General features: G+C 69.1%; 15 protein-coding genes and 1 tRNA gene. 9 read left to right on the plus strand and 7 right to left on the minus strand.

What is annotated here, in order from left to right; all coding sequences use genetic code 11:
- Positions 1-102 precede the first annotated feature (102 nt).
- The 5 genes from BW981_RS13910 to BW981_RS13930 all read right to left on the minus strand — a co-directional run bounded on the left by BW981_RS13910 (position 103) and on the right by BW981_RS13930 (position 2341).
- Positions 103-552, minus strand: coding sequence for a hypothetical protein (locus tag BW981_RS13910; RefSeq protein ID WP_076440148.1), 450 nt, complete (start codon positions 550-552; stop codon positions 103-105).
- A 139-nt stretch (positions 553-691) separates the two neighbouring features.
- Positions 692-1099 carry a VOC family protein gene (locus BW981_RS13915; RefSeq protein WP_076440323.1) on the minus strand — a complete coding sequence of 136 codons (408 nt, stop codon included), beginning with the start codon at positions 1097-1099 and terminating at the stop codon, positions 692-694.
- Between the two features lie 134 nt (positions 1100-1233).
- Positions 1234-1512, minus strand: coding sequence for a hypothetical protein (locus BW981_RS13920; RefSeq protein ID WP_076440150.1), 279 nt, complete (start codon positions 1510-1512; stop codon positions 1234-1236).
- A gap of 187 nt (positions 1513-1699) precedes the next feature.
- Positions 1700-1775 (minus strand) — tRNA-Ala (locus tag BW981_RS13925).
- Positions 1776-1939: 164 nt separating this feature from the next.
- Complete coding sequence (locus tag BW981_RS13930; RefSeq protein WP_076440325.1) at positions 1940-2341, minus strand: TIGR02300 family protein; 402 nt, start codon at positions 2339-2341, stop codon at positions 1940-1942.
- 262 nt (positions 2342-2603) lie between these two features.
- Here BW981_RS13930 and aroA point away from each other — a divergent pair, with 262 nt between their 5' ends.
- The 3 genes from aroA to BW981_RS13945 all read left to right on the plus strand — a co-directional run bounded on the left by aroA (position 2604) and on the right by BW981_RS13945 (position 5524).
- A complete protein-coding gene (gene aroA / locus BW981_RS13935) occupies positions 2604-3947 on the plus strand; it encodes a 3-phosphoshikimate 1-carboxyvinyltransferase (protein WP_076440152.1) in 1344 nt (447 codons plus the stop codon).
- Positions 3944-4597, plus strand: a complete 654-nt coding sequence (cmk, locus tag BW981_RS13940) for a (d)CMP kinase (RefSeq protein WP_076440154.1) — start codon at positions 3944-3946, stop codon at positions 4595-4597. Before aroA ends, cmk begins: the two co-directional genes overlap by 4 nt.
- Positions 4598-4720: 123 nt before the next feature.
- A complete protein-coding gene (locus tag BW981_RS13945; protein WP_076440156.1) occupies positions 4721-5524 on the plus strand; it encodes a DUF1194 domain-containing protein in 804 nt (267 codons plus the stop codon).
- Positions 5525-5644: 120 nt separating this feature from the next.
- On the opposite strand, the gene hrpB is transcribed toward BW981_RS13945, so the two are convergent.
- Entirely contained in the window at positions 5645-8149 is a 2505-nt protein-coding gene (gene hrpB, locus BW981_RS13950) for an ATP-dependent helicase HrpB (protein ID WP_076440158.1), read from the minus strand.
- A 123-nt stretch (positions 8150-8272) separates the two neighbouring features.
- Between hrpB and trpA the strand changes: the two genes are divergently transcribed.
- From trpA to BW981_RS13975, 5 genes are all read left to right on the plus strand, one after another.
- The gene (gene trpA / locus BW981_RS13955; protein ID WP_076440160.1) at positions 8273-9130 is read left to right on the plus strand and encodes a tryptophan synthase subunit alpha; all 858 of its coding nucleotides are present in this window, start codon (positions 8273-8275) and stop codon (positions 9128-9130) included.
- Between the two features lie 103 nt (positions 9131-9233).
- Positions 9234-10142, plus strand: a complete 909-nt coding sequence (accD, locus tag BW981_RS13960; RefSeq protein WP_076440162.1) for an acetyl-CoA carboxylase, carboxyltransferase subunit beta — start codon at positions 9234-9236, stop codon at positions 10140-10142.
- 22 nt (positions 10143-10164) lie between these two features.
- The gene (locus BW981_RS13965; RefSeq protein WP_076440165.1) at positions 10165-11487 is read left to right on the plus strand and encodes a bifunctional folylpolyglutamate synthase/dihydrofolate synthase; all 1323 of its coding nucleotides are present in this window, start codon (positions 10165-10167) and stop codon (positions 11485-11487) included.
- A gap of 53 nt (positions 11488-11540) precedes the next feature.
- The gene (locus tag BW981_RS13970; protein ID WP_210188669.1) at positions 11541-12374 is read left to right on the plus strand and encodes an aldo/keto reductase; all 834 of its coding nucleotides are present in this window, start codon (positions 11541-11543) and stop codon (positions 12372-12374) included.
- Positions 12375-12504: 130 nt separating this feature from the next.
- The gene (locus tag BW981_RS13975; protein WP_083712365.1) at positions 12505-13245 is read left to right on the plus strand and encodes a L,D-transpeptidase; all 741 of its coding nucleotides are present in this window, start codon (positions 12505-12507) and stop codon (positions 13243-13245) included.
- A 14-nt stretch (positions 13246-13259) separates the two neighbouring features.
- On the opposite strand, the gene BW981_RS13980 is transcribed toward BW981_RS13975, so the two are convergent.
- Positions 13260-14144: an aldose epimerase family protein gene (locus tag BW981_RS13980; RefSeq protein ID WP_076440172.1), complete on the minus strand. Its 885-nt coding sequence runs from the start codon at positions 14142-14144 to the stop codon at positions 13260-13262.
- A gap of 129 nt (positions 14145-14273) precedes the next feature.
- Between BW981_RS13980 and BW981_RS13985 the strand changes: the two genes are divergently transcribed.
- Entirely contained in the window at positions 14274-15170 is an 897-nt protein-coding gene (locus BW981_RS13985; protein WP_076440175.1) for a 2-dehydro-3-deoxygalactonokinase, read from the plus strand.
- Positions 15171-15244 lie beyond the last annotated feature (74 nt).

A 15244-nucleotide genomic window follows, 5' to 3' on the forward strand; every position in this document is an offset into this window, starting at 1 on the left:
ACAGCAATGGCGAGGGGAAGGATGGCGTCGGTCAAGATGGGCCGCACCATACTGCGCACGGCCGAAAATCCTAGAGCCTATCGCCCTTCCCTCGGCGGTGGCTTACTGCCTGAAGCCGATCAGGACGCCGTCGGCGCCGAGCGAGAGCTGCAGGCCCTGACGGCGGGTGGTGAGACGCAGGGTCACGCCCTTGTCGTTCTGGAGCCAGACCGAGCCGCGCCCGGCCCGGCCGACAGCCCAACCTTCCTTGAGCTGCACATAGGGGCCGGCAAAATCGGATACCCGACGAAGCCCGTAAACCGTGCCCGATGCGACGGTTCGCGACGCGCCTATGGTGCCGAAGCCGAGGCCGCCGACCGTGATCGGATAGGCCTTGCCGCGGTAGCGCAGCGTGCCGCCGCCGGCCTCGCCGGAGGCGATGAAGCCCGCCTGCACCTGCTCGATCCGCACCGTGCCGGTCGAGGGGCCGAGCGTCTTGGGCTGCGCGAGGGCCGGGGTCGAGAGCATGGCGACGGCGGCGAGGGACAATGAGATTTGCTTGAAATTCAGCATGGCTTCACTCCTTGCGCCTCTGCGGCGCTGCAGCATCAACCCACGAAAAGCGATTTCGATCCCAAGGACGGCGAGGCAGCGCCGCCGAATTCCGTCGCTGAAGGCGAGGCGCCATCGGCAAGGCTGCCGGGCGCTCGCCTCAGTCCGGCTTGTGGCAGACCGCCTCGACATTGACGCCGTCCGGGTCGAGCACGAAGGCCGCGTAATAGGCCGGATGATAATGCGGCCTCAGCCCGGGCGGCCCGTTATCGCGGCCGCCTTGGGCAATGGCAGCGGCGTAGAAGGCGTCGACCGCAGTCCGGCTTTCGGCCGCAAAGGCGATGTGGAGACCTGCGCTGCCTGAAACGTCCGGCCTCGCGCTCCGGCTGTCGCTGGAGAGCCAGAAGAACGGCTTGCTGCCGGCGCCATAGCCGATCCCATGATAGCCGCCGGTCTCTTCGGGCCTGACTTCCATCACCTCGACGATCGCCAGAGCCTTGAGGGCGGCACCATAGAACCTGCGCGAGGTCTCCATGGAGGAAGGATGGATCCCGATATGATCGATCATCGCCAGCTCGTCCGTGGGCTTGTCTCGATGCAACGCTAGAGACTTTCCGCCGGAACGGATTGATGCTGGTCAACTCCTTGCGCCCGCGAAGACAGCCGCCATGGCGCTTACGCTTCATCCACTGGCTGAAAGCGTTATTTCGAGTTCCGCTTCTTCTTCTCGTCATTGGCAGGCTCCGACGCGGACTTGGTCGACCGACGGAGCGTGGCGATCGCGAGCGGCGGCTTGCCAGACCTTTCCGAAATCAGCCGGTCCTGCTCGGAGATGGCATCGCGTGCCGGCTCGTCACCATCCAACCCACCGAGCAACGACGTTGGTACCCTGCGATTCGACGTCCTCGACCCGTCCTCGTAGACGACATCGAACATCGTAAAATCAGTATCGAGTGGCTTGGATTTCGTGCGTTTAGCCATTGCAGCTTCCTGTCTGCGAAGTCCTGCTCGAAAGGCAGCCTTCAGCCGCCGGTATCGGCTGTGGCGCGGCGTGACTTTTTTGGCGCGGCTCACTGAAGCAGTGCCGCGAGCGCTGCTGCGGTGGCAGTCGGCGCCGCTCAGCGGCAGCACTCCGAACACCCGCAGTCCGTGTCATGGAAGAGAAATTTGGTGGAGCCAGGCGGAATCGAACCGCCGACCTCTTGAATGCCATTCAAGCGCTCTCCCAACTGAGCTATGGCCCCACGCGCAACGATCGGTTGGGATTCGATCGTTGATCCGTATCGACCGCCTCGGCGGTTGAAGTCCGGGCCGCCTCTCGGCGACGCAGCGCTCTATAGGCGGCCCGGGATGAAGACACAAGCGGCTATTGTCGCCTCGCCGTCATCTTTTTTTCGGAAGGCGAGGATCAGTTGTCCTCGTCGCCCTCGATCTCGCCGTCGATCAGGTCGGAGACGTCATCGTCACCTTCCTCGTCCTCTTCCAGGAAGGTGTCGTCGTCCTCGGCGTCGATCTCGTCCTCGACCTCGATGTCGTCCTCGCTGGTGACGACGGCTTCCTTCTCGGTCGCCTCGGCATCCGCATCCTCAAGCGAGACGAGCTCGACGGCCTCATCGGCGACCTCGACCTCATCCTCTTCCTCAGTCGCCTTGGGCGCGGCCACGGCAGCGGCCTTGGCCTGCGGCTCGAACATCGAGAGAGGATAGGACTGGCCCGTATAGGGCGAGACCACGGGGTCTTTGTTCAAATCATAGAACTTGCGACCCGTGACCGGGCAAACGCGCTTCGTTCCGAGTTCCGGTTTCGCCACTGCGTCGGACCCTTCAACCATCATGTATCTGAAAAGCAGGCGCGTCCGTTAGTCGTGGCGGACGGCGCTGTCAAATCCTCATTTGCGACGGCGCGGCGCACACCGCAAGGGGCGACATGGTTCAGGCCCATTTGGCAGGCCACGCACGGGCATGCTAGATCGCCGCGCGTCCTGCGGGGCGCGGGGTGGCGATCCGGCTCCTTGCTCCGGCAGCGCCGGTCCCCTTCCTTATCGACGAGCCTCCCAGAGCGCAGCACGGCCGATGTCCCACGATCACGATCCCATTCCCGTCACGGCGCGCGCCGGTGGCCCCCTGACCGGCCGCGTGCGCGTGCCCGGCGACAAGTCGATCTCGCACCGGGCGATGATCTTCGGGCTGCTGGCCATCGGCGAGACGACGGTCACCGGACTGCTGGAGGGCGAGGATGTGATGCGCACGGCGCAGGCCGCGCGGCAGCTCGGCGCGATCGTGCATCATGACGGGCCGGGCGCCTGGCGGGTGCAGGGCGTCGGCGTCGGGGGCTTGCGCGAGCCTTCCGGTGTGCTGGACTTCGGCAATGCCGGCACCGGTTCGCGCCTGATGATGGGCGTCTGCGGCTCGCATCCGATCACCACCACCTTCGATGGCGACGCCTCGCTGCGCAAGCGGCCGATGCGGCGCATCCTCGATCCGCTGGAGCAGATGGGCACGGTGGTCGTCTCGCAGCAGGAAGGCGGCCGCGTGCCGATCACCCTGCGCGGGCCGAAGGAGGCCGTGCCGATCGTCTATCGCCCGCCGGTCGCCTCCGCGCAGATCAAGTCCGCGGTGCTGCTCGCGGGCCTTGCCGCACCGGGCGAGACGACGGTGATCGAGGCGGAAGCGACGCGCGACCACACCGAGAAGATGCTGACGCATTTCGGCGCCGAGGTGACGGTGACGCCGGAGGGCACGCATGGCCGCAAGATCGTGCTCAGGGGCCAGCCGGAACTGGTGGCAGCGCCGATCGTGGTACCGGCCGATCCGTCCTCGGCCGCATTTCCCCTGGTCGCGGGCGCGATCGTTCCGGGTTCGGACATCCTGCTCGAAAGCGTGATGACCAATCCGCTGCGGTCGGGCCTGCTGACCACGCTGATCGAGATGGGCGCGGACATCACCATCGAGCGCGAGGCGAACGAGGGCGGCGAGACGGTCGCAGACTTGCGCGTGCGCGGCTCCCGGCTCAAGGGGGTGACGGTGCCGCCCGAGCGGGCGCCCTCGATGATCGACGAATATCCGGTGCTGGCGGTGGCGGCCTCCTTCGCCACCGGAACGACCCGGATGCGCGGCCTGCAGGAGCTGCGAGTCAAGGAATCCGATCGCCTGGCAGCCGTCGAGGCGGGCCTGCGCGCGGCCGGCGTCACCTGCGCGATCGATGGCGACGACCTGATCGTGGAAGGATCGGGCGGGGGCCCGGTCCGCGGCGGTGGACCGATCGCGACACATCTCGACCATCGCATCGCGATGAGCTTCCTCGTAATGGGGCTCGCGACGCAGAATCCGGTCGTGGTCGATGACGGCGCCATGATCGCCACCAGCTTCCCGAGCTTCGTTGCACTGATGAACGGGCTCGGAGGCCGCATCGGATGAGCGGCGGCGCGGCGCGAGGCGCCCTCGTCATCGCCGTCGACGGCCCGGCCGCCTCCGGCAAGGGCACGCTCGCGCGCCGGCTCGCGGCGCATTACGGCCTGCCCTGCCTCGACACGGGGCTGCTCTACCGCATGGTGGCGCGGGCGATGCTGGATGCGGGCCACGACATCGATGATGCGCAGGCCGCAACCGGGATCGTCGCCAGCTTCGACCAGGACGCCTTTCCGGAGGAGCGCCTGCGGGGGCGCGAGATCGGCGAGGCGGCCTCCGTCGTCGCCGCGATGCCGGCGGTGAGGGCAGGGCTGCTCGAGCGTCAGAGGCGCTTCGCCGCCCAGCCGGGCGGCGCGGTGCTGGACGGGCGCGACATCGGCACGGTGATCTGCCCCGACGCCACCGCCAAGCTCTTCGTCACGGCAACGCCGGAAGTGCGCGCGGCGCGGCGCTACAAGGAACTGACGGGGCGCGGCGAAGCCGTGACCCAGGACGCCATCCTTGCGGATATCCGCAGGCGCGATGCCCGCGATTCCGGCCGCAGCGATGCCCCGCTCAAGGCGGCCGAGGATGCCATCCTGCTCGACACCTCGGCGCTCGGGATCGACGAGGTGCTGGCAGCTGCGATCCGCATCGTCGAGAGCCGGCGCGCCGCCTGAGCGGCCGACATCCGGGTGCTCGCGCAATTGCGATCCGGGAAGGCATGCAAAGCCGGCTTTTGATGCTTGGCGACGCTGCAGAGCCGGCGCACACTCGCTTCCGCAGGGGATGCGGAGGTGGCGATGCGGCGGCGGCTGTTCGGTCTCTCATGTCTGGCGGCTGCAGCGCTGTGGAGCGCCCCCGCCGCTTTGGCCCAGACGGCAGGGCCGCCCGAGGAGGTCGATGTCGCGCTGGTCCTGGCCGTCGACATCTCCTATTCGATGGATCTCGACGAGCTCGCCTTGCAGCGCAACGGCTATATCGAGGCCTTCCGCTCGAAGGAACTTCAGGATGCGATCGGCAAGGGCGCGCTCGGCAAGATCGCTGTCACCTATGTCGAATGGGCGGGCGGCGGCTTTCAATACATCGTGCGACCCTGGAAGATCATCGACGGCCCCGCCGCAGCCAACGCTTTCGCCGAGGAGCTGGGCGAGGCGCCGACCCGGCGCGGCCGGCGCACCTCGATTTCGGCCGCGATCGATCTCGGAGTGAAGCTGCTGGACGAGGCCAACGTCACGGCTGCAAGGCGCGTCATCGACATCTCCGGCGACGGCGCCAACAATGACGGGCGGCCGGTCACCGCCGCGCGCGACGAGGCGGGCGCGAAGGGCATCGCCATCAACGGGCTGCCGGTGATGCTGAAGCAGGCCGGCTATTTCGACATCGAGAATCTCGACATCTACTACAAGGACTGCGTGGTGACGGGCATCGGCGCCTTCGTCATCCCGATCCGCGAGAAGAACCAGTTCGTCGATGCGACGCGGACCAAGCTGGTGCGCGAGATCGCAGAGGCGCCTCCCGAAGCGATGGTGCAGAAGGCGCAGGCCGGCACGCCCGCGAGCTGCCTCGCCGGCGAGCGGCAATGGCGCGAGCGGATGGGGAATTGAACGCTGCGGCGGGACCAGCCGTCATGCCCGGGCTTGACCCGGGCATGACGGAAACCAGAGCCCATGATCCTGAGATTCTCGGTTCTGCGCTGCGCTCCGCCCGAGAATGACGCCTCCGAACTACGTCCCCCGCGGCTTTGCCCGCGTCGTCGGCACGGCCGCCGCCGGATCATCCGGCCACAGGTGGCGGGGGTAGCGGCCCTTCATCTCGGATTTCACCGCCGCCCAGGAACCGCGCCAGAAGCCCGGCAGGTCGCGGGTGATCTGGACGGGCTTGTGTCCCGGCGAGAGCAGCTCCAGCACCAGCGGCACGCGACCACCCGCCAGCGCGGGATGGGTCGCCAACCCATAGAGCTCCTGCACACGAATCGAGATGGTCGGGCCGGCCTCGGCCGCGTAATCCACGGCCAGCGAGGAGCCGGTCGGGGCGGTGAAATGCGTCGGAGCCTCGGCATCGAGCCTGCGCTTCATGTCCCAGGGCAGAAGGGCGGCCAGCGCCGAATCGAGATCGCCCGGCTGAATCGCAGCCAGCGAGGCGCGGCCCGGGATATGCGGCGCCAGCCACAATTCGGGCTCTGCGGCCAGTCCTTCATCCGTCAGGTCGGGCCAGCCGGCCTCCGGCTCGGCCCTGCGCAGGAAGACGACGCGCTCGCGCAGCTGGTCCTGACCTTTCGTCCAGGGAAGGAGCCCGATGCCAAGAGCGGCGATGCCCCTCGCCAGAGCGTCGGCATTCTCCTGCGTGGCCGAGACGGGCAAAGGCCGTTCGGCCAGGGACAGCGCGCCGTAACGGCGCACGGCGCGCACGCGCAGCGCGCGCGCCTGCCGGTCGAAGCTCGCCTCCTCACGCTCGGAGATGGCGAAAGGCGCCAGACCCGCCGCGACGAGTGCCGCGATCTCCGATTCGGCGATCGCGGCAGCCGCCACGATCCGGGCCTGCTGGGCGGAGCCGGTCATCTCGGCGACGACGATATAGGGCTCGCGCGCCAGACGCTCCGCCGCCTCCAGCACCGCGCCGCGGCCATTGGCGAGAAGGTACTGGCCGGAGCCCGGCGTCCGGGCTTTGGCGACGCGGTCGGGATAGGCGCAGGCCAGCAACAAACCGACGGACGGCACGCCTGCCGCGGCGCCCGGCTCAGCTTTCGCCCGCCGCCCGGCCGTGCTGGCCCAGCCTTCGGCAAGGCGGCGCATGTCACCGGCCCGGCCGCCACGCTCCCGCCCGAAACGGTCCAGCCGCTCGGCGAGATCGATGGCATCGCCGCCCAGCCCCCGCTCGACGAGCAAGGCGGCAAGATCGGCCGCGACTCCGGCTTGCCCGAAGCGGGCCGCGGCCAGGACCATCCGCGCCAGCCGTGGCGGCAGGGGCAGGGCCTGCAGCGCTCTGCCTTGCGGGGTGATGCGACCATCCTCGCCAAGGGCTCCGATGGCGGCGAGCAAAGAGCGCGCTTCCTTGAGGGCGGGCGCCGGCGGCGGGTCGAGGAAGGCGAGGCTTGCCGGGTCGGCGACGCCCCAGACCGCACAGTCGAGCAGCAGGGGCGCGAGATCGGCCGAGAGGATTTCCGGCCGGGCGAAGGCCTCCAGCGCGCCGGTGGCAGCCTCCTCCCACAGGCGGTAGCAGATGCCCGGTTCGGTCCGGCCGGCGCGACCACGGCGCTGGTCGGCGGCAGCACGGCTGACGCGGCGGGTCTCCAGCCGGGTGATGCCGATATCGGGCTCATAGACGGGCACGCGGGCCAGCCCCGAATCGATCACCACCCGCACGCCCTCGATGGTCAGCGAGGTCTCGGCGATGGCGGAGGCGAGCACGACCTTGCGTTGCCCGGCCGGTGCCGGGAGTACGGCGCGGTCCTGATCGCGCTGGTCGAGCGCGCCATAGAGCGGGGCGATCTCGACCGACGGATCGCGCAGTTTCTCGCGCAGACGCTCCTCGACGCGGCGGATCTCGCCCTGTCCGGGCAGAAAGACGAGCTGCGAGCCGGGCTGTTCGTTCAGCGCCAGCAGGATCGTCTCGACGACCTGATCCTCGATCCGCTTCAGCGGGTCGCGGCCGCGATGGCGCGTCTCGATCGGGAAGGCGCGGCCTTCGCTCTGGATGACCGGCGCCTCGCCGAGCAACGTGGCGATGCGCGCCCCGTCCAGCGTTGCCGACATCACGAGGATCCGCAGATCCTCGCGCAGGCCGCCCTGCGCGTCGAGAGCCAGCGCGAGCCCGAAATCGGCATCGAGCGAGCGCTCATGGAACTCGTCGAAGAGCACGGCCGCGACGCCTTCGAGCGAAGGATCGTCGAGGATCATCCTCGCGAAGACGCCCTCGGTCACGACCTCGATGCGCGTCCGCGGCCCGATCTTCGAGCCGAGCCGCACGCGCAGGCCGACCGTCTCTCCAACGCGTTCACCGAGCGTCTGCGCCATCCGGGCGGCCGCGCCGCGCGCCGCGAGCCGGCGCGGCTCCAGCACGATCAGCTTGCCGGCTTGAACCCAAGGCTCGTCCAGCAGAGCCAGAGGCACGCGCGTCGTCTTGCCTGCGCCGGGCGGAGCAACCAGGACGGCGTTCGGCCGGGCGCGCAGGCTCGCCGCCAGCTCGCCGAGCACGGCATCGATCGGAAGGGGCGTGTCGAAAGCGCGCATCGCCTGGCGATGTGGCGCAGGCGGCGGCACATCGCAAGCCGCTCCCGCGCACGCCAGGCGCCGACCAGTGCCGCGCCAGCTAGCCTCTCGCAAGTTCGCGCGCGCCATGCTAACCGCAGGCGCATGACAGACCACACCACCGAGACCGGCCAGAGCCGCATCCGCAGCCGCTTCGAGGCCTGTGCCCGCGAGGGCCGCGCCGCGCTGGTGACCTTCGTCACGGCGGGCGATCCCGATCTGGCGACATCGAGCGCGATCCTCGCCGCCCTGCCCGGCGCCGGCGCCGACCTGATCGAGCTCGGCGTGCCCTTCACCGATCCGATGGCGGACGGCATCCCGGTGCAGCTCGCCGGTCAGCGGGCGTTGAAGGCCGGCCAGACGCTGAAGAAGACGCTCGCCATGGTCGATGACTTCCGCAAGGCCGGCCACGACACGCCGATCGTGCTGATGGGCTACTACAACCCGATCTATGTCTATGGCGTCGAACGCTTCCTGAAGGATGCGCGCCGCTGCGGGGTGGACGGTCTCATCGTCGTCGACCTGCCGCCGGAAGAGGATGCCGAACTCTGCATCCCGGCGCTGGAAGCCGGCATCAGCTTCATCCGGCTGGCGACGCCGACCACCGATGACAAGCGCCTGCCCAAGGTGCTGCAGAACACCTCCGGCTTCGTCTATTACGTCTCGGTCACCGGCGTGACCGGCGGCGCCATCGCCGATTACGGCGCGGTCGGCGAGGCCGTGACCCGGATCAAGCGCCACACCGAACTGCCGGTCGCGGTCGGCTTCGGCGTCAAGACGGCGGCCGACGCCGCGACCATCGCCAAGAGCGCGGACGGCGTCGTCGTCGGCTCGGCGCTGGTCGAGCGCGTGCGGCTTTCGCTCGATGCCGAGGGCAAGGCCACGGAAAAGACCGTTTCGGCTGTCACCTCGCTGGTCGAGGAACTGGCGGGCGGCGTTCGCCAGGGCCGCAAGGCCGCCTGAAGCTTCCCACGGGACCGCGCCGCCTGGCTAAAGGCGGCGGCACGGCCCATCTCCTGCATGACGGCGCCGAACGGCGCCGCAACCGTCAGGGACATCAGACCCGATGAACTGGATTTCCGAAGTCGTCCGCCCGCGCATCAAGACGCTGTTCAAGCGCGAGAGCCCGGAGAATCTCTGGATCAAGTGCCCGGATTCCGGGCAGATGGTCTTCCACAAGGACGTCGAGGCCAATGCCTATGTCATCCCCGGCTCCGAGCACCATATGCGCGTCACCGCGCCGGAGCGGCTGCGCCTGACCTTCGACGAGGGCAAATGGGTGGATGTCGCGCTGCCCGAGGCGCCGGTCGATCCGCTGAAGTTCCGCGACGAGAAGCGCTATCTCGACCGGCTGAAGGACGCCCGCGCCAAGACCGGCGCGCAGGACGCCTTCAAGGTCGGCTATGGCCGGGTCAAGGGCCTCGCCATGACCGTCGCCGCGCAGGATTTCCACTTCATGGGCGGCTCGCTCGGCATGGCGGCCGGTGAGGCCTTCATCAAGGGTGCCGAGACCGCGTTGGAAAAGAAGACGCCCTATGTCGTCTTCGCCGCCTCGGGCGGTGCCCGCATGCAGGAGGGCATCCTCTCGCTGATGCAGCTGCCGCGCACCACTGTCGCCGTGCGGCGCCTGCGAGCAGCCGGCCTGCCCTATTTCGTGGTCCTGACCAATCCGACGACCGGCGGCGTCACCGCCTCCTACGCCATGCTGGGCGACATCCATATCGCCGAGCCCGGCGCGCTGATCGGCTTCGCCGGCCCGCGCGTGATCGAGCAGACGATCCGCGAGAAGCTGCCCGACGGCTTCCAGCGGGCGGAGTACCTCAAGGATCACGGCATGGTCGACATGGTCGTGCATCGCCGCGACATCCCGGAAACGCTGGCGCGCCTCGGCCGCCTGCTGACGAAGCAGCCGGCCCTGCCAGCCGAGGTCACGGCTCCCGCCGCCCCGCCGCAGCCCGTCACTGAGACGGTCTGATCGACCGGTCCCGGAGGCGCGCATGGGCTCGTCCGACACGCTGCTCGCGCGCTTCATGGCGCTGCACCCCAAGCTGATCGATCTTTCGCTCGGCCGCATCCTGACGCTGCTCGAGCGGCTGGGCGATCCGCAGACGCGTCTGCCCCCGGTGATCCATGTCGCCGGGACCAACGGCAAGGGCTCCACCATCGCCTTCATGCGGGCGATCCTGGAGGCGGCCGGGCTTTCGGTGCATGTCTATATCTCCCCGCATCTGGTGCGCTTCCATGAGCGCATCCGCCTGGGGGCACCCGGCGGCGGGCGCTTCGTCGAGGAAGAGAAGCTCGTCGCGGCGCTGGAGCGCTGCGAGGCCGCCAATGCCGGCGATCCGATCACCTTCTTCGAGATGACAACGGCGGCTGCCATGCTGCTGTTTGCCGAGAACAAGGCCGATGTGCTGCTGCTCGAAGTCGGACTTGGCGGGCGCTACGACGCGACCAACATCGTCGCGCACCCGGCCTGCACGGTGGTCACGCCCGTCTCGCTCGACCATTCGGAATATCTCGGCGACACCGTGACCAAGATCGCGGGCGAGAAGGCCGGCATCTTCAAGCGCGGTGCGCCTGCCGTGATCGCGCCGCAGGAGCCGGAGCCGACCGCCGTGCTGGAAGCCGCCGCCGAGCGGGCCGGCGCCTCCAAGATCCTGGTCGGGGCACAGGATTTCAACGTCCACGAGGCCGGGGGCCGATTGGTCTATGAGGACCTGGACGGTTTGCTCGACCTGCCGCTGCCGCGCCTCTCCGGCCGGCACCAGCACATCAATGCCGGCACCGCGATCGCGGCGCTGAGGGCCGCCGGCTATGGCGGCCTTCCGGCACAGGCGTTCGAAGCGGGCATGCGCAACGCCGACTGGCCGGCGCGGCTGCAGCGGCTGGCACGCGGGCAACTCGTCGGCCTCATCCCCGAGCGGGCCGAGCTCTGGCTCGACGGGGGGCATAATCCCGATGGCGGGCGCGTGCTGGCGCAGGCCATGGCCGACCTTGCCGACCGCAACCCCGCGCCTCTGGTGATGATCGCGGGACTGCTTTCGACCAAGGACGCCGGGGCCACGCTGCGCCATTTCAAGGGCCTGGCGCAGATGCTTTATGCCGTGCCGATCCAGAATTCGCTTGCGGCCCGGCCGGCCGGGGAGGTCGCCGAGGCCGCCAGAGAGGCGGGGCTCACGGCGGAGGTTTCGGGATCGGTCGAACAGGCGCTGCGGACCATTGCGAGCCTGAGCTGGCCCGCGCCACCGCGCATCCTGATCTGCGGCTCGCTCTATCTGGCAGGCGAGGTGCTTTCCGCCAACGGCACGCCGCCGACCTGAACCGAGTACAGGCCGCAGCTGCCGGCCGAATGCAACGTCACGGAGGACGCCGCATGACGATCTGGACCCGCAAGCGCGTCCCCGCCATCGGCCAGGGCAGCTGGTACATCGAGCGAGGGGACAAGGCCGAGGCCATCGCCGCGCTGCGCCACGGGGTCGATCTCGGCCTGACCCATATCGACACGGCGGAGATGTATGGCGATGGCGCCTCCGAGGCGATCATCGGAGAGGCGATCGCCGGGCGCCGCGACGCGGTCTTCCTCGTGTCCAAGGTGCTGCCGCACAATGCCTCCCGTGCCGGCATACGCGCGGCCTGCGAACGCACGCTGAAGCATCTGAAGACCGACCGGCTGGATGGATACCTGCTGCATTGGCGCGGGCCGCATCCGCTGGAAGAGACCTTCGCCGCCTTCGAGGCGCTGAAGCAGGAGGGCAAGATCCTGTCCTGGGGCGTCAGCAATTTCGACGAGGACGATCTCGACGAGGCGCTCGAGGTCGCCGGCGACGGGAAAATCGCCTGCAACCAGGTCCTCTACCATCTGCGCGAACGCGCGATCGAGCACGCCGTCATCCCGTGGTGCCAGCGGCACGGCGTCGCCGTGACGGCCTACAGCCCCTTCGGCCATCATGATTTTCCGGAGCCCGGAAGCGCGCAGGGGCGGGTCCTCGCCGAGATCGCGAGCGCCCATGGCGCGACACCACGGCAGGTCGCACTCGCCTTCCTGACGCGCGATCCGGCTGTCTTCGCGATCCCGAAAGCGGCGAGCCTGACCCATGTCGAGGACAATGCCGGGGCGCTGACAGTGTCGCTGACGGAGGCCGATATCGCCCGGATTGACGCCGCCTTTCCGCGCGGACGCAAGCCGTCTTCGCTGCCGATGATCTGAGGAGCGGAAACCACGATCCGCTTCGCCGCTTTACAGGCCGCCGCCGCCGGGCTTTCCTAGAGTCAGGGCGCCGGCCGCCAGAGCCACGATCAAGCCCCAAAACAGTTGCGTCATTTCGGAGTTGCGGGCGATGCGTCGTGTCCTGGGCCTTCTGGCCGTCCTGTTCCTTTCCTTCGGCGCCATCACGGCGGCGAAGGCCGGCGTCGATGTGAAGGTGGACATCGCCGCGCAGCGGATGAGCGTCACCACCAGCGACGGCGAAGTCTACAACTGGGCGATCTCATCAGGACGCCAGGGCTTCCGCTCGCCGAACGGCGTCTACCGGCCGACACGGCTGGAGAAGAACTGGTATTCGCGCAAATATGGCGGGGCCATGCCCCATGCCGTGTTCTTCCGGGGTGGCTATGCGATCCATGGCACCGGCGCGGTCGGCGCACTCGGGCGCCCCGCCTCACATGGCTGCATCCGCCTGCACCCGGCCAATGCCGCCAAGCTCTTCGCGCTGGTGAAGAAGCATGGCGCCGCCCAGACCCGGATCGCGCTCAACGGCTCCGCGCCGGACAACCATTCGCGCTTCGCCAAGGCAACCCCTGCCGGCAAGGCGAAGCTCGCCAAGCTCCGGAGCAAGGCGACGGTGGCGGTCGCGACCCGCGGCGAGCCTCGGCTGGGCGTTGCGAAGGTCAGCAAAGCCAAGCTCGCCAAAGCCAAGACGCAGCGGCATCACGCGCTTGGCGCCGCCCAGCAGCAGCGCGGGGCGGGCTGGGAAGCGGCGCGCGGCCAGATCATGCTTCGCCCGGCCCTGCCGGCGGGCGCCTATGGCTACCAGCCCTATTACCCGGCCGGGTACGGCTACGGGTCGGGCTGGCGCTGAGGCCGCACGGCGGGTCACAGCGCGGAAGGCGCGATCCTCATCCAGCCTGCGAGCGTCTCGCCCGGCTCCAGCCTCGTCAACGGTGTGGCTGCCCGGGCGGCCGGCTCGCTCGGCGCGCCGATCGCATGGCTCTGCGGCTCGACGCAGAGAAAATCCGCGCCGGCCGGTGCCCATACGACCGGGCAATGGAGATTGGCACTCGCCGTGATGTCGATGGCGAGCCCGGTCGAAGGTGTCTCGATGCGCGCTTGCCCGTCCCAGCCGAGGAAGCTCCAGGCGGTGACCGCATCGCTGCGGAACAGGGCTCCATCCGCATAGGGTCCGCCATCGGCAAGGTCCTGCCGGCCGGTCGCGCGGAAGGCACCGGCGAAGGTGAGCGCTCCGGCCGCCCGCATCTGCAACCGGGTATCGGCAGCACAGGGAAACCATGGGTGATGGCCGATCCCGAAGGGTAGTGCCCGGTCAGCCGCGTTGGTGACTGAAAAGCCGATGGTCATACCGCCCGTTTCCAGCGTGATCTCCTGGCGCGCGCGGTAGCGATAGGGGTCCGGCCCCTCGGCGCGGCGATGCTCGATCACAGTATGGCTGCGGTCCTCCCGCAGAACCTCCCAGGGCGACTGCCAGCCGAAGCCGTGGATGGCGCCGCCGGGATCGTTGACCGGGACGGAGAATCGCTGCGTGCCGTCATCGACCAGCCCGCCGAAGGCGCGGTTGGCGAAGGGCAGCATCGCCCAGGTCCCGCAGTGACTGGGTTCCGCCGTCGAGGGAGCCTGCGCGCCGGGCGGCCTGAGAACGGGGTGGATGCGCCCGTCCGGCCCCCGCCAGTCCAGCCGTGCGACGATACCGCCAACCGCCGGCAGGATGCTGGCCTTGAGGCCGTCAGCTTCGAGTTCGAGCATGGCGCGTCCAGGGAATCGGTGCGGCGGCAGCTTCGGCCGGGTCGTCCTGCGAGACAAGCCTTGCGCCTCGCCGCCTCCTTGACCGGACGTGTCGCTATGGGAACAGTGCGACCGCTGCCGGAGCCTGCCATGCCGAAACCTTTGATCGCGCTCGACTGGGGAACCACCCGAGCGCGCGCCTTCCTGATCTCCCCGACCGGTGAGGTGCTGGAGCGGCGCGTGGCCGATCAGGGCATCCAGGCGGTGCCAGCCGGCGGCTATCCTGAAGCCTTCGAGGCGCTGGCCGGCGACTTCCAGCGTGCCGCTCCCGATGCGGCGATCGTGCTTGCCGGGATGGTCGGCAGCCGGAATGGCTGGGTCGAGGCCGCCTATGTCGCCTGCCCCGCCTCGGCCGAAGCGGTTGCCGCTGCCGCGATCACGGTAAACCTCGCGGAGAACACCGCCGCGACCATCCTGCCCGGCCTGTGCTGTGACGAGGGTGCCTTCGACGTGATGCGCGGCGAGGAAACGCTGCTCTTCGGTCTCGGCGTCGAGGACGGCCTGGCCTGCCTTCCGGGCACGCATTCCAAATGGGCCGAGATCCGCGGCGGGCGCGTCATGCGGTTCGCCAGTTTCATGACCGGCGAGGTTTACGGACTGCTGCGCAACGACTCGATCCTGGCGCGTCTGGCCCAGGCGCCGGAGGGCGACGATGCCGCCAGCGGCGCGGCACGCGGGCGGGCTGCGGCCGAAAGGCCGGGAGGTCTGCTGAACACCGCGTTCTCGGCTCGCACCGAGGTGCTGGCCGGCCGCATGGCTGGAGGCGAGGTCGGCCCCTTCCTCTCGGCCCTGCTCGTCGGCCAGGAGATAGCCGGCGCCCAGGCCCTGTTCGGCCGGACCGATGAGGTTTACCTGGTTGCCGATGGCGCGCTGGCCGAAAGCTATGGCGAGGCGCTCGCCGCGGCTGGAATCACCGCCACGGTGACGTCGCCCGAAGCGGCCTTCGTCGCCGGCGTGCGCACCCTTGCCGCCGGCATTGCGGAATGATCGCTCGGTCTCAAGCAGGCGGGCAGAACGCGCCAACGGAGCCGCCACGCCCGTAACGGCAACCTGCGATTCAT

It is taken from the genome of Allobosea sp. TND4EK4 (assembly GCF_900156025.1).
Classification (GTDB): Bacteria; Pseudomonadota; Alphaproteobacteria; order Rhizobiales; family Beijerinckiaceae; genus Allobosea.